This window comes from Duganella sp. GW821-FHT07G03 (assembly GCF_059418605.1).
In genome coordinates this window covers 26,248-43,488 of record NZ_JBWKQE010000017.1, presented here as the reverse complement: position 1 = coordinate 43,488, position 17,241 = coordinate 26,248, and the positions used below count along the sequence as shown (strand labels likewise).

General features: G+C 66.3%; 15 protein-coding genes and 1 tRNA gene. 4 read left to right on the top strand and 12 right to left on the bottom strand.

All coding sequences use genetic code 11. The annotated features are described in order from the left end of the window. Nucleotides 1–81: 81 nt before the first annotated feature. Nucleotides 82–4,518 (top strand): Lhr family helicase, encoded by a 4,437-nt coding sequence (locus tag AC07OK_RS20445; protein ID WP_494692006.1) that lies wholly within the window; start codon nt 82–84, stop codon nt 4,516–4,518. Between the two features lies 1 nt (nt 4,519). Here AC07OK_RS20445 and AC07OK_RS20440 read toward each other — a convergent pair whose 3' ends face one another. Beyond that, complete coding sequence (locus AC07OK_RS20440) at nt 4,520–5,092, bottom strand: type 1 glutamine amidotransferase family protein (RefSeq protein WP_494692005.1); 573 nt, start codon at nt 5,090–5,092, stop codon at nt 4,520–4,522. A 145-nt stretch (nt 5,093–5,237) separates the two neighbouring features. Between AC07OK_RS20440 and AC07OK_RS20435 the strand changes: the two genes are divergently transcribed. Next, a complete protein-coding gene (locus tag AC07OK_RS20435) occupies nt 5,238–5,651 on the top strand; it encodes a carboxymuconolactone decarboxylase family protein (RefSeq protein WP_494692004.1) in 414 nt (137 codons plus the stop codon). Beyond that, complete coding sequence (locus AC07OK_RS20430) at nt 5,624–5,806, top strand: hypothetical protein (RefSeq protein ID WP_494692003.1); 183 nt, start codon at nt 5,624–5,626, stop codon at nt 5,804–5,806. The genes AC07OK_RS20435 and AC07OK_RS20430 overlap by 28 nt, the downstream gene beginning before the upstream one ends. 9 nt (nt 5,807–5,815) lie before the next feature. On the opposite strand, the gene AC07OK_RS20425 is transcribed toward AC07OK_RS20430, so the two are convergent. From AC07OK_RS20425 to AC07OK_RS20405, 5 genes are all read right to left on the bottom strand, one after another. After that, nucleotides 5,816–7,147: a sigma-54-dependent transcriptional regulator gene (locus AC07OK_RS20425; protein WP_494692002.1), complete on the bottom strand. Its 1,332-nt coding sequence runs from the start codon at nt 7,145–7,147 to the stop codon at nt 5,816–5,818. Further along, nucleotides 7,144–9,018 carry a sensor histidine kinase gene (locus tag AC07OK_RS20420; RefSeq protein WP_494692001.1) on the bottom strand — a complete coding sequence of 625 codons (1,875 nt, stop codon included), beginning with the start codon at nt 9,016–9,018 and terminating at the stop codon, nt 7,144–7,146. Before AC07OK_RS20420 ends, AC07OK_RS20425 begins: the two co-directional genes overlap by 4 nt. A 38-nt stretch (nt 9,019–9,056) precedes the next feature. After that, on the bottom strand, nt 9,057–10,049 hold the full coding sequence (locus AC07OK_RS20415) for a porin (protein WP_494692000.1): 993 nt from the start codon (nt 10,047–10,049) through the stop codon (nt 9,057–9,059). Between the two features lie 22 nt (nt 10,050–10,071). Continuing rightward, a complete protein-coding gene (locus tag AC07OK_RS20410; RefSeq protein ID WP_494691999.1) occupies nt 10,072–11,343 on the bottom strand; it encodes a dicarboxylate/amino acid:cation symporter in 1,272 nt (423 codons plus the stop codon). 215 nt (nt 11,344–11,558) lie between these two features. Further along, a complete protein-coding gene (locus AC07OK_RS20405; RefSeq protein ID WP_494691998.1) occupies nt 11,559–12,470 on the bottom strand; it encodes a sulfurtransferase in 912 nt (303 codons plus the stop codon). A 134-nt stretch (nt 12,471–12,604) separates the two neighbouring features. Between AC07OK_RS20405 and AC07OK_RS20400 the strand changes: the two genes are divergently transcribed. Next, entirely contained in the window at nt 12,605–13,306 is a 702-nt protein-coding gene (locus AC07OK_RS20400) for a PEP-CTERM sorting domain-containing protein (protein WP_494691997.1), read from the top strand. Here AC07OK_RS20400 and AC07OK_RS20395 read toward each other — a convergent pair. The 6 genes from AC07OK_RS20395 to AC07OK_RS20370 all read right to left on the bottom strand — a co-directional run bounded on the left by AC07OK_RS20395 (nt 13,291) and on the right by AC07OK_RS20370 (nt 17,139). Further along, complete coding sequence (locus tag AC07OK_RS20395) at nt 13,291–13,986, bottom strand: MipA/OmpV family protein (protein ID WP_494691996.1); 696 nt, start codon at nt 13,984–13,986, stop codon at nt 13,291–13,293. The two genes, AC07OK_RS20400 and AC07OK_RS20395, sit on opposite strands and share 16 nt — an antisense overlap. Beyond that, nucleotides 13,983–15,218 (bottom strand): beta-ketoacyl-[acyl-carrier-protein] synthase family protein, encoded by a 1,236-nt coding sequence (locus AC07OK_RS20390; protein ID WP_494691995.1) that lies wholly within the window; start codon nt 15,216–15,218, stop codon nt 13,983–13,985. Before AC07OK_RS20390 ends, AC07OK_RS20395 begins: the two co-directional genes overlap by 4 nt. After that, on the bottom strand, nt 15,215–15,460 hold the full coding sequence (locus tag AC07OK_RS20385; protein ID WP_494691994.1) for a phosphopantetheine-binding protein: 246 nt from the start codon (nt 15,458–15,460) through the stop codon (nt 15,215–15,217). The genes AC07OK_RS20390 and AC07OK_RS20385 overlap by 4 nt, the downstream gene beginning before the upstream one ends. 25 nt (nt 15,461–15,485) lie before the next feature. Further along, nucleotides 15,486–16,316 (bottom strand): alpha/beta hydrolase, encoded by an 831-nt coding sequence (locus AC07OK_RS20380; protein WP_494691993.1) that lies wholly within the window; start codon nt 16,314–16,316, stop codon nt 15,486–15,488. Between the two features lie 250 nt (nt 16,317–16,566). Continuing rightward, nucleotides 16,567–16,890, bottom strand: coding sequence for a FlxA-like family protein (locus tag AC07OK_RS20375; protein WP_494691992.1), 324 nt, complete (start codon nt 16,888–16,890; stop codon nt 16,567–16,569). A gap of 156 nt (nt 16,891–17,046) precedes the next feature. After that, nucleotides 17,047–17,139 (bottom strand) — tRNA-Ser (locus AC07OK_RS20370). Nucleotides 17,140–17,241: the final 102 nt, after the last annotated feature.

The following is a 17,241-nucleotide window of genomic DNA, read 5'->3' as shown; positions in this document are numbered from 1 at the left end:
TACAGATCGCGTCACCGCCGGCAGGTACAGTCGCCGCCGGCGGCGATTGACTTCCAACGCGACATCCCCAACTATAGCGGCATGCGCAAACCGTCCACCGTCGCCGACCTGTGGCAAGACTTCCACCCCGCCGTGGCGGCATGGTTTCGCTCGGCCTTTGCCTCGGCAACCGAGGCGCAGCGGCGCGCCTGGCCGCTGATCCAGGGCGGCCGGCCGACGCTGATCGCCGCCCCCACCGGCTCAGGCAAGACGCTGACCGCCTTCCTGGCCGCCATCGACGCGCTGGTGGCGGAAAGCGCCGAAGCGCCGCTGCCCGACGAGTTACGGGTGCTGTACGTGTCGCCGCTGAAGGCGCTGTCCAACGATATCCGCCTCAATTTGCTGGCGCCGCTGGAAGGCATCAGCCGCGAGCTGGCCGCGATGGGGCTGGCCGACCACGGCATCCGCAGCGCCGTGCGCACCGGCGACACCACCCAGACCGAACGCAACGCCATGCGCCGCCGCGCGCCGCACATCCTGGTGTCGACGCCGGAGTCGCTGTATGTGCTGCTGGGTTCCGACAGCGGCCGCGCCATGCTGTCGACCGTGCACACGGTGATCGTCGATGAAATCCACGCGGTGGCCGGCAGCAAGCGTGGCAGCCACCTGGCCCTGAGCCTGGAGCGGCTCGACGCCTTGTGCGCGCGGCCGCCGGTGCGGGTGGGTCTGTCGGCCACGCAAAAGCCGCTGTCGCTGGTGGCGCAGTTCCTGGTCGGCGCCGGCGGCGATTGCGCGGTGGTCGACGTCGGCCACGTGCGCGCGCGCGACCTGGGCCTGGAACTGCCGCCGGTGCCGCTGGAGGCGGTCATGGCCAACGAGGTGTGGGAGCGCGTCTACGACCGCCTGGCCGAACTGGCGGTGCTGCACAAAACCACACTGGTGTTCGTCAACACGCGGCGCATGGCCGAGCGCATGGCGCGCCATCTGGGCGAACGGCTCGGCGTGAAACTGGTGGCGGCGCACCACGGCAGCCTGGCCAAGGAATACCGGCTCGACGCCGAACAGCGCCTCAAGCGCGGCGAGCTGCGCGTGCTGATCGCCACCGCCTCGCTGGAGCTGGGCATCGATATCGGCGACGTCGATCTGGTCTGCCAGATCGGCTCACCGAGGAATATCGCCGCGCTGTTGCAGCGCGTGGGCCGCTCGGGCCACCAGGTGGGCGGCCTGCCCAAGGGCCGCTTATTCCCCATCTCGCGCGATGACCTGATCGAATGCGCGGCGCTGCTGGACTGCGTGCGCCGCGATGAGCTGGACCTGCTGCATATTCCATCCGCGCCGCTGGACGTGCTGGCGCAGCAGATCGTCGCCGAAGTGGCGTGCCGCGAATGGCGCGAGGACGAGCTGTTCGACATGGTGCGCCGCGCCGCGCCCTACGCGCAGCTGGAGCGCGCCAGCTACGACGCCGTGGTCCGCATGCTCTCCGAGGGCTACACGGGCCGCAACGGCGTGCGCGGCGCCTACCTGCACCGCGACACGGTGGCCGGCGCGCTGCGCGGACGGCGTGGCGGCAAGCTGACCGCCGTCACCTCCGGCGGCACCATACCGGACAACGCCGACTACACGGTGGTGCTGGAGCCGCAGGGCCAGATGGTCGGCACGGTGCACGAAGACTTCGCCGTCGAGAGCCTGGCCGGCGATGTCTTCCAGCTTGGGAATACGTCGTACCGCATCCAGCGCGTCGAAGCGGGCAAGGTGCGGGTGGAGGATGCGCACGGCGCGGCGCCCAACATCCCCTTCTGGCTGGGCGAGGCGCCGGGCCGCAGCGACGAGCTGTCGATGGGCGTGGCGCGCCTGCGCGGCGAGATCGAACGGCAACTGGCCGGCATCCCGAACGCGCCCCCGGACGGCGCGGCCGCCATCGAGCGCGCCGTCGACTGGCTGTTCGAGCATCTCGGCCTGGCCGATGACGCCGCGCGCCAGATCGTCGAATACCTGGCCCGTTCGCGCGCCGCGTTGGGCGCCCTGCCCACCCGCGACACGCTGGTGATGGAGCGCTTCTTCGACGAATCGGGCGGCATGCAGCTGGTGCTGCACTCGCCCTACGGCAGCCGCATCAACCGCGCCTGGGGACTGGCGCTGCGCAAGCGCTTCTGCCGCAGCTTCAACTTCGAATTGCAGGCGGCGGCCACCGAGGACGCCATCGTGCTGTCGCTGTCGACCGCCCACAGCTTCCCGCTGGACGAGGTGTGGCGCTATCTGCGTTCGGCCACCGCCGAACACATACTGATCCAGGCATTGCTGGACGCGCCGCTGTTCAACGTGCGGTGGCGCTGGAACGCCACCACCGCGCTGGCGCTGCCGCGTTACGCCGGCGGCCGCAAAGTGGCGCCGCAACTGCAGCGCATGAAAAGCGACGACCTGCTGGCCTCCGTCTTTCCCGACCAGGCGGCGTGCCTGGAAAACATCGTCGGCGAGCGCGAGCTGCCCAGCCATCCGCTGGTCGACCAGACCTTGGACGACTGCCTGCACGAGGCCATGGACTGCGAAGGCTGGCTGGCCCTGCTGCGCCGCATGGAAGCGGGCGCAGTGGCCTTGATCGCGCGCGACCTGCCGGCGCCCTCGCCGCTGGCGATGGAGATCCTCAACGCCCGCCCCTACGCCTTCCTCGACGACGCGCCGCTGGAGGAGCGCCGCACCCAGGCCGTCATCAACCGGCGCTGGACCGATCCCGCCTCCACCGACGACCTGGGCGCGCTCGACGCCGGCGCCATCGCCAGCGTGGCGGAAGAAACCTGGCCCAGCGTGCGCAACGCCGACGAGATGCACGAGGCCTTGATGTCGCTGGCCTGCATCACGCAGGCGGAGGCGGCCTCCAACGACGGCTGGAGCGGCTGGCTGGAGGCGCTGGCGGCCGGAGGACGGGCGACGCGCCTGCGCGGCGATGCCGCGGCGGCAGGCGGCATCGACTTCTGGGTGGCGCTGGAACGCCTGGCCTGCGTGATGGCCGCCTATCCGCAGGCGCGCACCACGCCGGCGCTGACCGCCCCCGCCGATGCTAGCCTCGACGCCGATGGCGGCTGGACCGCCGATGCCGCGCTGGTTGAAATCCTGCGCGCGCGGCTGAGCGGCTTCGGCCCGCAGACGGTGGCCGCCATCGCCGGCGCGCTCGGTCTGACGGCCAGCAGCGCCACCATCGCCCTCACGCAACTGGAAGGCGAAGGCTATGTGATGCGCGGCCGCTTCTCGCCCGGCTCCGCGACGGAGGAATGGTGCGAACGGCACCTGCTGGCGCGCATCCACCGCTACACCATCAAGAGCCTGCGGCGCGAGATCGAACCGGTGGAGCGCCAGGACTTCATGCGCTTCCTGTTCGACTGGCAGCACCTGTCGCCGGACACCCAGCTGCAAGGAGAGGAATCGCTGCCGCTGCTGCTGGCCCAGCTGGAAGGCTACGAGGCCGGCGCCGGCGCATGGGAAAGCGATCTGCTGTCGCTGCGCATGCAGGACTATTCGAAAATCTGGCTCGATGACCTGTGCCGCAACGGCAAACTGGTTTGGACCCGCATCGGCGCGCCGTCCAGCGCCGCCGGAGGACCGGTGCGCAACACGCCGCTGGTGCTGCTGCCGCGCCGCCAGCTGGGCTTGTGGCATGCGCTGCCGGCGGTGGCCGGCGAGATCGAAGTATCGCCCCGCGCCGCGCGCGTGCTCGACGCGCTGCGGCGCGACGGCGCCATGTTCTTCGATGAACTGGTACAGGACGCGCGCCTGCTGCCGGTGGAACTGGAAAACACGCTGGGCGAACTGGTGGCGACTGGGCTGGTCAACGCCGACAGCTACGCCGGCCTGCGCGCCATGCTGCTACCGGCGAACAAGAAGGCCAGCAACGACAAGCGTCGCCACCGTGGCGCCGGCGCGGCGCCGTCGATGGAGGAAGCCGGCCGCTGGGCGCTGGTGCGGCGCGGGGACGGCGTGACGATCCGCGAGCGGGTCAGCGACATCGCCACCGCCATCAAAGCGCCAGCGGCCGCCGACGACAAAGCCCTTGCCACCCGCGTCGTCGCCCCGCAACGCAAGCCACGCACCGATCCCGCAACGCTGGAACACATCGCCATGACGCTGCTGCGACGCTACGGCGTGATGTTCTGGCGTCTGCTGGAGCGCGAGGCCGCGTGGATGCCGTCGTGGCGTGAGCTGCTGCCGGTCTACCACCGCCTCGAAGCGCGCGGCGAGATACGCGGCGGCCGCTTCATCGCCGGCCTGTCGGGCGAACAGTTCGCCCTGCCCGAAGCCATTCCGCTGCTGCGCGACGTGCGCCGCCGCCAGCACGACGGTGGCCTGGTATGCGTCTCCGGCATCGACCCGCTCAACCTGTGCGGCACGCTGCTGGCCGGCGAAAAAGTCCCGGCGCTGGCCGGCAACCGCCTGCTGTTCCGCGACGGCCTGCCGGTGGCGACCCTGGTGGCCGGCAAATTCAACTACCTGTACCAGCCGTCCGCAGCGGAACGGGAAGCGCTGCATGGCGCGCTGGTGCACGCCTGAATCAGCTGCCCCGGCTGTGCTCGGCCGCGTGCATGGCCAGGTAGGCCTTCAGATTGTCGTCGCCGATGCCCATGGTGCGCAAGATTTCCGCCATGAAGCTGACCGGCGCGCTGCCAGGCGCCGTGACCACGCGTTGATCGGCAACGGCATAGGGCACGTTCTGGTAGTGGGCGGCGCCGGCATAATTGAGTTGCGACAGGTTCAGCGCCGAGTTGGATGTATGGCGGACATGATCGAGCACGCCCGCGCGCGCCAACGCGCGGGTGCCGTCGCAGATGCCGGCGACGACTATGTTGCGGCTGTGGGCTGCGGCCAGCAGCGCGCCGATCTCGGGCGCCCGGTCGGTCTGCCAGATGGTGCCGCCACAGACGATCAGCAGGTCCAGCCCGTCGAGCTGAATGGCGTCGATCGCCAGCTGCGGCGTGACCTTCAGCCCACCGGACGAGGTGACCGGATTGCCACCGGGGCTGGCGTATCCCGTGTCGAAGCCATAGTAGCCGCGCGCGGTTGAATTGATCAGGGCGGTTTCCCAATCGGAAAAATCTTCCGTGAGGATGGTGATGGAACGTTTCATGGCGACCTCCTATTTCGGAAAACACCAGCGTAGCCGAATCGCCTGTCAATTTGTGTCAGGAGCCGTAAGGTGTGATGGCGCACAGAGTACACGGAGATTGCCGCATATCTTGGCGGCTGACAGTTTAACCAACGAAGGAACCGCCATGCGCCTGCCCCTGATCGCCCCGCAAGACCTGACGCCCGAACAAAAGCCGCTGTACGACAATATGCGCAAGGGCATCACCAGCAACTTCAACGACTTCATCGCGGTGCGCGAGGACGGCGCGCTGATGGGACCATGGAACCCGTGGCTGCACGAGCCCGGCATTGGCAAGGCGATCTGGGACCTGACGCTGGCGATGACCGCCAACGCCACGCTGCCCGACAACGCGCGACAGATCGCCATCCTGGTGGTGGGCGCCAGCTACAACGCGGCCTACGAAATCTACGCCCACATCGCCGTCGCCGAGCGCGAAGGCATGTCGGCCGAACGCCTGGCCACGCTGATGGCGGACGTCAAGCCTGCGGACTTGAACAAGGAAGAGAAAGCGTGGCCTATGACATGGCCTATGCGTTGAGCCGTGGCGGCACGCTGCCGGAGCCCTTGTACCGCCTGGCCGTTAACACCTTCGGCCAGCACGGCGCCAATGAGCTGATCTACCTGGTCGGCCTGTATGCGCTGGTGTCGGTCACGCTGAACGGCTTCAACGTGCCGGTGCCCGAACGCGATTAAGACTCGGGCTTATTTGTAGTCGTCCGGCGTCAGCGCGTACTTCTGCATTTTGTAGTACAGCGTCTGCTTGGGCACGCCCAGCGCGGCGCTCACTTCGGTGACGCTGCCGCTGGCCCGGCGCAATTCCTGTTCGATGACGGCGCGCTCGAAGCAGCCCACCTGATCGGCCAGCGGCAGCGGCGCCATGCTGCGCGCCGACAGCAGGCCGTCGGCCCCGCTGGACAATCCCAGCACGAAGCGCTCGGCGATGTTGCGCAGCTCGCGCACATTGCCCGGCCAGTCGTGCGCCATCAGCGCCTGCATCAGCGGTCCCGGCACCGGCGGCGCGCTGCGCTTGTAACGCGCGGCGGCGCCCAGCAGGAAGTGCTCGAACAGCAGCGGGATGTCCTCGCGCCGCTCGCGCAGCGGCGGCAGGTTCAGCACGATCAGGTTGAGGCGGTAGTACAGATCGCTGCGGAACTTCTGCTGGTCCGACCATTCCTTCAGGTCGACCTTGGCCGCCGCGATCACCCGCACGTCCACCGGCACCGGACTGTTGGAACCGAGCCGCTCCACATAGCGCTCCTGCAGCACGCGCAGCATCTTCACTTGCAGCGCCATCGGCAGGCTTTCGATCTCGTCGAGGAACAGCGAGCCGCCGTCGGCGTGCTCGATCTTGCCGATCTGGCGCTTGCCGGCGCCGGTGAAGGAGCCCGACTCGTGGCCGAAGACTTCGCTCTCGAAGATGGTCTCGGGGATCGCGCCGCAATTGAGCGCGACGAAATGACGCTGGTGGCGGCGGCTGAACTGGTGCAGGCAGCGCGCCACCATCTCCTTGCCGGTGCCGGTCTCGCCGTAGATCAGCACGTCGGCCGGTTCGTCGGCCAGGTCGAGGATCAGGCGGCGCAGGTCGCGCATCGCGGCCGAGTCGCCCAGCAGCGTCGCTTCGATGCCTACCCCGTGTTCGATGCGGTGGCGCAGCGCGGCCACTTCCAGCACCAGCCGCCGGGTTTCCATCGCGCGCTGCACCACGTCGGTCAGCTGCTCCGACGAATACGGCTTGGCGATGAAGTCGTAGGCGCCGTCGCGCATGGCGCCGACGGCCATGGTGATGTCGCCGTGGCCGGTCACCAACACCACCGGCAACTGCGCGTCGATGGCTTTGACGGCGGCCATGAAGTCCAGGCCGCTCATGCCGGGCAGGCGCACGTCGCTGACCACCACGCCGTCGAAGCCGGGCGTGACCAGGGCCAGCGCCTGTTCGGCGGTGTGGAAGGCTTGCACCTCGATGCCCGCCAGGTCCAGCGCCTGCGCGCTGCCGGCGCGCACGGTGGCGTCGTCTTCGATCAATAATACTTTCATGCTGTCTCCTGCTGCGCAATGGGCAACTCGATGATAAACCGGGCGCCGCCCGCGGTGGTGGATTCGGCCAGTAGCTGGCCGCCAAACTCGCGGATGATCTGCTCGGATATCGCCAGTCCCAGGCCAAGGCCCTGCCCTTGCGGTTTTGTTGTGAAAAATGGTTCGAATAAATGACTGCGGACCGATTCCGGTATGCCCGGGCCCGTGTCCGAGACGGCGATCATGGCTTTCTTGAAACTGCGGGTCACGCTGACGGTGAGCTGACGCATGTCGCAGCCGGCCATCGCGTCGAGCGCGTTGGTGAACAGGTTGACCAGCACCTGCTCGAGCCGGTTGCTGTCGCACAGCGCGTACACGTCCTGGCTCAGCATCGACATGCGGAAGTTGACCCGCTCCTGCTCCACCCGCCGCTCCACCAGGAACAGCGCGGCGGTGATCGCGGCCGCCACCGGCACCGGCCTGAGGCTGGCGTCGGACTTGCGGGCGAACTGGCGTAGCTGGCCGGTCAGCGCGCCCATGCGGCCGACCAGTTCCGAGATGGTGGTCAGGTTGTCCTTGGCTTCGTCCAGGCGGCCGCGCTCGATCAGCACGCGGGCGTTGTCGGACATGGTGCGCAGCGCCGTCAGCGGCTGGTTCAGTTCGTGCGTGACGCCGGCCGACATCTGGCCCAGCACCGCCATCTTGCCGGCCTGGACCAGCTCGCTCTGCGCCTGGCGCAGCTTCTGCTCGGCCTCGCGGCGCACGACGTTTTCCTCGCTCAGGTTGTGGGTCATCTGTTGCAGGCTGGCGGTGCGCTCGGCCACCATGGTTTCCAGGTGGTCGTAGGCGCGCTGCAAGTCCACGCGCGCGCGCTGGCGTTGCCGTCCCAGCCGGCGGCGCTGACGGGCGTACAGCACCAGCATCAGCAACAGCGCCTCCGACAGCAGCGTGAACAGGAAGGCATTGCGGGCGCTGGCCTCGGCCGGCGCCAGGTCGGACAGGTAGACGAATTGCCATTTGCGCGGCGCCAGCGAACGGGTCTGGCTGAGCATGCGCGCATGCTCGGCCGGCGCCGGCGTGGCGACGATGGTGGCGCCGCTGTCGAGCTTGCGCAATTCGCGCATGCCCAAGGGCAGCAAGGCGTGCGAGAAATACTGGCGCGACACTTCCAGCTCCAGCAACACCTCCGCCGACAGCGGCGCCAGCGTGCGGTATTTCCAGTCCTGCACCGAGCTGAGGAAGACGACCCCGTGCGCATCGGTCAGCATCACCTTGTCGGCGCCCTGCACCCAGCCGTTTTCCAGCGTCTCGATGTTGACCTTGACGGTGGCCACGCCCAGCATGCGGCCGTTGTGATAAATGCCGTGCGCGAAGAAGTAGCCCGGCTCGCCGCGCGTGGTGCCGACGCCGTAGAAGCCGCCCGGCGTGCGCCGCAGCGCATCGCGCACATAGGGACGGAAGGCGACGTTGTCGCCGACGAAGCTGTCCGGCTCGCGCCAGTTGCTGGAGGCCTGGGTCAAGCCTTGCAGGTTGACGATGTAGATGGTGGTGGAGCGGGACAGGCGGTTGACCTGTTCCAGGTAGGCGTTGACCTCGGCGCGCAGGGCTTCATCGTCCGGCCGTTGCAGCAGGGCGATGACGTCCTTGTTCAGTTCTAGCGTGCCGGGCAGGAAGTCATATTTGGACAGCAGGTTTTCCAGGCTGACGGCATAGCTGTCGAGCCGCTGGGCGCCGGCCAGGCGCAGCTTGTCGGTGGCTGCGTTTTCGGTCCAGCGCCAAGCCAGCAGCGCCACCGCGAGGCAGCACAGCAGCACCAGCACCCACGGCGCGACCCGGCGCAGCAGCCGGCGGCCCGGCCGTGACGGCAAGTCGGTCTGCGCTGCTGCGGCCATAAACTCCCCTGTTGTTATTGTAGTTTCATCCGCTCACATTAAAACACATGGCGCACGCCGAGGTTGAATCCGGTGGTGCCGGTGCCGCTGTCGGTCGCCGTGCCGACGTGGAAATTGGCGCCGTTGCGGTTGAGGATGCGGCCATAAGCAGTGTACAGGTCGGTACGCACCGACAGCGGGTACAGGTAGCCGATCGCCGCCTGGCGCGAACGCTGGTGCGCCGCCGAGTCGTCGCGATGGTCGATATAGGAAGCGAGGAACTTGCCCGCGCCCGCCGCCACGCTCACGCCCAGCAGCGCATCGCGGCTGGTGATGCCGAGCAGGTCCTGGTTGCGCGAGTAGGCCGCGTGGCCGGTCACGCCGTCGATGCGGTAGCGCCCGGCCAGCATGGTGTAGCGGGTGTGCGCGGTGGCCAGGGCATTGTCGCGCTGATGGTGGGCCAACACCAGGCTCAGCGGGCCGTTGTCGTAGCTGGCCGAGCCGCCGATGCTGCGGTTCTTGGCGCTGTCGCCGGCCGTTTCGCCGAAGCCAACCATCACGTCGGCCGAGAAGCCTTGATAGCGCGGCGTGATGTACTCGACCGAGTTGTCGACCCGGGTGCTCGGGAAGAAGACGTTCTGCGCATTGCCGGCGAAGCCGGTGACGAAGGGATCGGCCACATCGCGCAGGGCCTTGTAGTACGGCATGTACTGGCGGCCCATGCTGACCGCGCCAGCCTTGCCGGACAGGCACACATAAGCCTGGCGGCCAAACAGCAGGCCGCCCTGCCCGGCGGCGCCGGTGTCGATGGTGAAGCCGTTCTCCAGCACGAAGCCGGCGCTCATGCCGCCGCCCAGGTCTTCCTTGCCCTTGAAGCCGATGCGCGAGCCGGAGCCCACGCCGCTGCTGATGTTTTGCAGGTTGCCGGCGGCGCCGCCGCGCTCCAGCACCAGGCCGGCGTCGGCCACGCCGTACACGGTCACACTCGATTGCGCCTGCGCGACAGCCGATACCAAACCCAGCGCCAATGCGCTCATCACATACTTTTGCATCTTTCAGTCTCCTCTAATTATTTCAAGCCGCGCGCATCGTGGCGGCGACAGGGTGTTCCACTTCTTCTTCCAAAGCACCTTCCCACTTGGCGACCACGGCGGTCGCGACGGCGTTGCCGACCGCGTTGGTGGCCGAGCGGCCCATGTCCAGGAACTGGTCGATGCCCATCAACAGCAGCAGGCCCGCTTCCGGAATATGGAACTGGTTCAGCGTGGCGGCGATCACCACCAGCGAGGCGCGCGGCACGCCGGCGATGCCTTTCGAGGTCACCATCAACAGCAGCAGCATGGTGATCTGGGTGCCCAGCGACAGGTCGATGCCGTAGGCCTGGGTGATGAACAGCACGGCGAAGGTGCAGTACATCATCGAGCCGTCCAGGTTGAACGAATAGCCCATCGGCAGCACGAAGCTGGAAATCTTGCGTTGCACGCCGAACTGGTCCAGCGCCACCAGCAGTTTTGGATAGGCCGCTTCCGAGCTCGCGGTCGAGAACGCCAGCAGGAAAGGTTCGCGGATCAGCACCATCAGGCGGAACACGCGCTTGCCGATGAAGGCGAAGCCGCCCAGGATCAGCAGCGCCCACAGGCACACCAGGCCGAGGTAGAAGCCGCCCATGAACTTGGCGAAGGTGGCCAGGATGCCCAGGCCGTTGGTGGTGATGACCGAGGCCATCGCGGCGAACACGGCCAGCGGGGCCAGGTTCATGATGGCGCCGGTGATGCGCAACATCACCTGGGCCAGCTGGTCGATCACGGTGGTCAGCTTGGCGCCGGCTTCACCCATGGCGCTCAGCGCGCTGCCGAAGAAGATGGCGAACACCAGCACTTGCAGGATCTCGTTGTTGGCCATCGCCTCGATCGGCGACTTCGGCACCATGTGGCTGACGAAGTCCTTCAGCGTGAAGGCCGAGGTTTTCAGGCCGGTGGCGGCGTCGATCGCCGGCAGCGGCAGGCCCAGGTGGGAGCCCAGCTGCATGAAGTTCGACAGCACCATGCCCAGGGTCAGCGACACCAGCGAAGCGATCACGAACCAGCCCATGGCCTTGATGCCGACCCGGCCGGCCGCCTTGGCGTCGCCCATGTGGGCAATCCCGACCGCCAGCGTGGAGAACACCAGCAGCGAAATGATCATCTTGATCAGCCGCAGGAAGACGTCGGTGACGATCGAGATGTGGCTGGCGATGTCGGCGCTGAGTGCCTTGTCGGGGAAGGTGTAGTGGCAGGCATAGCCGACCAGCACGCCGAGTACCATGGCGATCAGGATGTAGAGGGTTAATGGACGTTTCTTTTTCACTTGGCTTCTCCGGTTTTTGTTGTCGTCACCGCTCAGCAAGCGCAGGCGGGTGTGGGCTACATAGCAATGGCTGTGCCAGCCTTTGACAGACATAAATTCGGAAGCAAGTCCTTGATTCTAAATATAATTCATTTTGGAAACATTTGACGGGGCGCGGCGGGCGACCCGAAATCCAAACACCCGGAGCGGGGTTTGTATGGAAAGTTGGACGACGCTCAGGCCGACGGCGGGGTTTGGCTCCACTCGTACCAGCCGCCGTCGTAGACGCTGATCTCGGGCCAGCCCATCAGCCATGCGTAGAAAAAGGCCATCGAGGCGCGCCAGCCGGTGCCGCAGTAGAAAGTGGTCGGGCTGCCGTGCCCGATGCCGTGCTCGGCCCATCGCGCGACGATGTCCGCCGCCGGCTTCATGCAGCCGTCGGCGCGGTGGTAGGCGCTCATGCTGTTGACGTCGCCGTCCTCGCCCGCCCTGCCCCAGCGCGCGCCGGGGATGTCGCCGGCGGCGATGTAGCTGTAGCCGGAGACCTGGCCCATGAACTCGGCCCTGGTGCGGATGCTGGCCAGCACGCCGTCGCCACGATCCAACAACGCCCTGACCTGGGCGGTGCTGACCAGGTACTCGGGATGCGCGGGGAAGGCGACGCCGAAGTCGGGCGCGGCCACGCACGCGGCCGCAGGCCCGCGCGCGCACGGGTGGCCGCCGGCCAGCCAGCGCGCGTAGCCGCCGTCGAGCAGGCGCACGTCGGCCACGCCGGCATACAGCAGCAGGTGCGCCAGCCGCGCGGCTGCCAGGTTGTTGCGGCCGTAGAGGATGACGGTGGTGTCGCGGCGCACGCCGCGCGCCAGCAGCAGCGCCAGCAGGGCCTGGTCGGAGACCTTGTTCCATAAGGGTTGCTGCTCGATGTCGCAGGTGTCGAGATACGTGGCGCCCGGAATATGGGCTTGCTCGAACAACGCGGCGCCGCCGCAGCCGACGTCGAACAGGCGCCAGTCCGCCGCCGGCGCTGCCGCCACCCGGGCGCCCGCCGTCAGCGCCGCCAGCCACGCGGGCGTGACGAGCTGGCGCCAGCGGACCAGGTCCGGGCGGAAGTCAAAACCTACTGCATCGCGTGGAATTTTGTTTGACATGTCCGGTGAGTTCGTTTAATTTATAGTTGCAATATAAACAAATTTATAGTCAAAAAAATATTCTCCGTCTCTCGCTCAGCCCGTGCTCCTCGGCATCCGACCTGGTCCCCCAACCGAAAACAGAAGGCAATTAGATGACATCCACGAAAAGCATATCCGCCACCCTCGCACTGAGCTTCTGCCTGCTCCATGCTGGACAATCGCAAGCCGACGTCTCTGTCGGTCCGGGTAATGTCTACATCGCCGCCAACGACTCGGCTATCAGCTTGCTTGTCGTCGATTTAACGAACGCCCAGACGCTCGGTGCGGGCGACTACTCGGCCTCCACGTTCAACTACCAATTCGCCCCGGTCGGGAACAACGTGGTCGGCGGTACGGTGGCTCCTTTTCTCGCCACCTACGACGGCTCGCACTACAACGTCATCGCGGTGGGCGACAGCGTCGTCGCCCCGATCGGCGTGTACCGCGCCTTCACTTCGGCCACTTTTGGAGGGAGTAATACGTTCACCCTTGGATCGACCACGACCGTGTTCGCTGGCCTGTATGAACAGAGCAGCGCAGGCATCAGGCAGCCGATCGGTTTTGCCGACGGTGGGTTGACATACGCGCTCTACAACTCGGGCTATGCCGGAACCGGGAACGTCACCTTCCCCGTCGTCGGCAGCGATATCAGCGGAGGTAATGCGACTGGCACCTTCGGGCGCAGTTACAACTTCAGCATCGGCATCATACAGTCGCCAGTCCCCGAGCCATCCAGCGCGGCCATGTTCGCCGTCGGCGTGATCGCGTTGCTAGCGCGCTCGCGGCGCAAGCATAGGTCTCAATCGAAACGGTAGCTGACCGCCAGCAGTCCGGAATCGAGCGAACGACGGCGCACCGCGGGATTGCTGCGGATGGCGTCGTCCAGCCAGGTGCGGCGCAGGTTGGCGACCAGGTACCAGTGCCCGCCCAGCTGCGCCTCCACCAGCAGGCCGGCAAACGGATTGCTGGCCGAGCGCGCCACGCCGTCGTAGTAGCGGACGTAGCTGGCGGAGCGGTATTCCAGGCCGGCTTGCGGATAGAAGGCGTAGCGGCCCTGCTCGATTTCCGCCGCATACATCAAGTCCAGCATGGTGCCGTGCGATTTGCCGAGATCGCGATACAGATTGGCCATGAAGGCGCCGGCCGGCGTCACCTGCAAGGTGCCCAGCCCCAGCGGTATCGACGAGCGCTGCTGCGTGTGCGGCGGCGCGCTGCCGCGGTAGCCGTCTTCCAGCACACGCGTCAGCAGTTCGACACTGCCGTAGCCGACCGGCGCCAGCTTGACGCCGAAGGTATCGATGCGCGCAAACACCGGCCCGTAGTCGAAGTTGGCATACGGGACGGCGCTGCCGTTGCGCGACTGCGCCGGCACCGCGACCGGCGCCACGCTGACGCCCAGTCCGATATCGCCCACCAGATGCGCCGCCTCCTGCGCTCGCGCGCCGCCGGCGCACAGCAGCGCCAGCAAGACCAACCGCCGGCAAGCAGCGCTCATCGAAACGCGCCGACGATCAGCGCGACGTTGCTGCCGCCGAAGGCAAAGGAGTTGGACATCGCCGCTTGCAAGGTCAGCCCGCGCCGGCACTCGCGCGGCACGAAGTCGAGATCGCATTCGGGGTCGGGGCGGTCCAGGAAGGCGGTCGGCGGCACCGCGCCGTGGCGCAAGGTCTGGGTGGTCAGCACGAATTCCAGCGCGCCGGCCGCGCCCAGCGTATGGCCGTGCATGGACTTGGTGGAGCTGACCAGCAGCTCGCGCGCCGCCGCACCGAAGGCTTGCTTGATCGAGGTGGCCTCGGCCACGTCGCCGGCCGGCGTGCCGGCGCCGTGGGCGTTGATGTAGCCGATCGCCGATGGCGGCAAGCCGGACTGCTCCAACGCCTGCCGCATCGCCCGTTCCTGGCCATCGGCGTCGGGCTTGGTGATGTGGGTGGCGTCGTTGCTGGTGCCGTAGGCGAGCAGCTCGGCCAGGATGGTGGCGCCGCGCGCCTGCGCCGACTCCAGCGATTCCAGCATGACGGCGGCACCCGCCTCGCCCAGCACCAGGCCGCCACGCCCGGCCGAGAACGGCCGGCACGAACGCTCGGGGTGTTCGGCGTCGAGCGGCGCCAGCACGCGCAACGCATCCCAGGCGCTGACCACGCCGTAGCCCAGCAAGGCCTCGGAACCGCCGGCCAGCACGCGGTCGGCATAGCCGTGGCGGATGTGGCGGTAAGCTTCGCCGATGGCTTGCGCCGACGACACGCAGGCGCTGCTGTAGTTGTTGACGCTGCCCTTGAAGCCGCACCGCAAGGCGATCTGCGCGGCCGCCGCATTGGTCATGCCGGCCACGACCGACATCGGCCGCACGCGGGTCTTGCCATCGACGAACAGGTCGACATAGCCGGATTCAACGGTGAGCGCGCCGCCCATGCCGCTGCCCCAGAACACGCCGCTGCGCTCGGGAGCGACGCTGGCGTCCAGGCCGGCCTGGGCCAGCGCTTCACTGGCGGCGGCCCAGCCCAGCAGCGCGAAACGATCGAAGATCGGCAATTCCGAGGTCTTGACCAGCTCGGGCAAGGGGCCGCGGATCTGCGCGGCGGGCGTGCCCGGCCGCTGGCGCTCACCGGCCAGCTGCAGCAGGCCGATGCCGCTGCGGCCGGCCAGGGCTTGCTCGAAATTATGATCGGCGCCGACGCCCAGCGAGGAAATCGCTCCCAGGCCGGTGATCACCACGCGCTGCGTAGTCATGCGTTGGCGGCCTTGCCGGCCAGATAGGTATCGATCTGGTCGGCGATGTCCTGCACCACCACCAGCTTGGGACGCTCATCGCCCACCTCGATGCCGAACTCCTCTTCCAGATCGAAAATCAGTTCAATCACGGTCAGCGAATCGGCGCCCAGCGCTTCGAGTTCGGTTTGCGGCTGGATCGTTTCTTGGGCTACATCGAGGCTCTTGGCCAGCAGTTTGGCGACGGTTGGGAAGGAATTCATAAAAATAGTCTCGGTATGGTAGGTGTTAAGCGCGGTCCAGCAAGGCGTCTTCGGACGGCAGGTGCTGGTTGAAAAACGCGATCGTTTCGTCGGCAACAAGTTCTTTCTCATTGTCGAGGGTGATGATGTGGTAGCTGTTATGCAGGATGATCTTGCGGCGGCTCGGCGAGCTGATGCTGCTCTCGACCAGGTCGGCGCTCTTGGTGCTGGCGACGTCGTCTTCCTCGGCGTGGATGATCAGCGCCGGCGCGACCACCTTGGACAGCTGGCTGCGCACCTGCTTGATCAGGCGCTGCGCCTGGAAGATACCCTCGGCCGACAGGCGCGAAGCGCCGGCCGCCGACGAATCGCTGACCTTCATTTCGCGGGCGATCCAGCGCCGCAGGTTTTCATTTTTCAGCCCGTAGGGATAGCGTTCCTGGTAGGAGTACCAATGGCGCAACGGCGTGTAGTACGCCAGCGGCAGCAGGAAGCGGTATTTCGGGATGCTCCAGCCGTCGTAGGCCAGCGTGGTGGCCAGCAGGCCGAGCGAGGCGATCTGGTCGCCGCGTTCGATCGCCAGGCGCAAGGCCAGCACCGCGCCGATGCACAAGCCCACCACCGATACGCTCGCATGAGTTTGCTTGAGCTGGTCGAACAGGCGCGACACTTCCTCGAACCAGCGCTCGCTGCGCGTGGTGCGATACGAGTCCGCCTGGCCGGACGAATAGCCATAACCCGGTATCAGCGGGATAACTACAGTGTAGCCTGCACGTTGCAGACGCTTGCCCACATACTGCATTTCCAGCGGGTTGCCCAACAGGCCGTGCAATGCCAGCACGGCATGCGGACCGCCTGCCAATTCAATAGTCTTCATACTACCCTGTTCAAGAAAATCTTATTATTGTTGACCGTCAGTGCGGTCTTATTCGCCGTTGCGCGAAGATGAGAATAGGGGAACATCATACCCCTGATTCACTAGGAATTTCCAGTGCAGGCTGCGCCCTGCGGGCCAACTTGCGGCAGGCATTTTACAAGCCTCGTCTAACCACGGGATGTGCGCTTCATTACAGATTGGATAGGGAATGCCGCGCCGTTCTGAAGCGCAGCAGGCACCACGCGCGGGCTCAGGCGAGTGTATCGACTATGCTGCCCACGGTGGCGTCGTTTGATTTCTTTTTTTCTGCGGCGGCAAGTTCTTGCTGGTGTCTCAGTTGCTCCAGCGCAGTCTTCTGCGCGGCGGCCGATTGCAGCTGCTGGATCTGCGTTTGCAGCGCCTGTATCTGGATCTGCAGCAACTTCAGGCGCTCTTTCGCGCCAGGGGAAGTGTCCTGGGTCGCCTCCCGCAGCTTCTTCATCAGGTCGCCCATTTTCGCTTGCAGCACTTCAATCGCATTATTGCTGCTTGAAGTGTTGCTACTGCCTGCACTCGATCCCACCGCCTTGATCATCGCCGTCCCCTCATGCCATATCCGCCATTATCGGATACAAGCACATGACTCCTTAGCATTGTTACAAATTAAATATTGCAATTATAGCCAATCGATCGGGTGCGCATTTAGAGAGCGAAAATGAAAAAACCCGCCGAAGCGGGTTTTTAAAAATACTGGCGGAGACGGTGGGATTCGAACCCACGATACAGGTATAAGCCGTATGCATCCTTAGCAGGGATGTGCCTTCGGCCACTCGGCCACGTCTCCTAGTCGATCACTCAACTATGTCTTTTCTACCAAACTACGCTAGAGCAGACGACCGTCATAGTATAGAGCGAGACCGGATTGGTCAAGGCTAGCTGACGATAT

Excerpts from the sequence above, each read along its gene's own strand:
- AC07OK_RS20445 (WP_494692006.1), top strand. The coding sequence starts at position 82 with ATGCGCAAACCGTCCACCGTCGCCGACCTGTGGCAAGACTTCCACCCC.
- AC07OK_RS20440 (WP_494692005.1), bottom strand. The coding sequence starts at position 5,092 with ATGAAACGTTCCATCACCATCCTCACGGAAGATTTTTCCGATTGGGAA.
- AC07OK_RS20435 (WP_494692004.1), top strand. The coding sequence starts at position 5,238 with ATGCGCCTGCCCCTGATCGCCCCGCAAGACCTGACGCCCGAACAAAAG.
- AC07OK_RS20425 (WP_494692002.1), bottom strand. The coding sequence starts at position 7,147 with ATGAAAGTATTATTGATCGAAGACGACGCCACCGTGCGCGCCGGCAGC.
- AC07OK_RS20420 (WP_494692001.1), bottom strand. The coding sequence starts at position 9,018 with ATGGCCGCAGCAGCGCAGACCGACTTGCCGTCACGGCCGGGCCGCCGG.
- AC07OK_RS20415 (WP_494692000.1), bottom strand. The coding sequence starts at position 10,049 with ATGCAAAAGTATGTGATGAGCGCATTGGCGCTGGGTTTGGTATCGGCT.
- AC07OK_RS20405 (WP_494691998.1), bottom strand. The coding sequence starts at position 12,470 with ATGTCAAACAAAATTCCACGCGATGCAGTAGGTTTTGACTTCCGCCCG.
- AC07OK_RS20400 (WP_494691997.1), top strand. The coding sequence starts at position 12,605 with ATGACATCCACGAAAAGCATATCCGCCACCCTCGCACTGAGCTTCTGC.
- AC07OK_RS20395 (WP_494691996.1), bottom strand. The coding sequence starts at position 13,986 with ATGAGCGCTGCTTGCCGGCGGTTGGTCTTGCTGGCGCTGCTGTGCGCC.
- AC07OK_RS20390 (WP_494691995.1), bottom strand. The coding sequence starts at position 15,218 with ATGACTACGCAGCGCGTGGTGATCACCGGCCTGGGAGCGATTTCCTCG.
- AC07OK_RS20385 (WP_494691994.1), bottom strand. The coding sequence starts at position 15,460 with ATGAATTCCTTCCCAACCGTCGCCAAACTGCTGGCCAAGAGCCTCGAT.
- AC07OK_RS20380 (WP_494691993.1), bottom strand. The coding sequence starts at position 16,316 with ATGAAGACTATTGAATTGGCAGGCGGTCCGCATGCCGTGCTGGCATTG.
- AC07OK_RS20375 (WP_494691992.1), bottom strand. The coding sequence starts at position 16,890 with ATGATCAAGGCGGTGGGATCGAGTGCAGGCAGTAGCAACACTTCAAGC.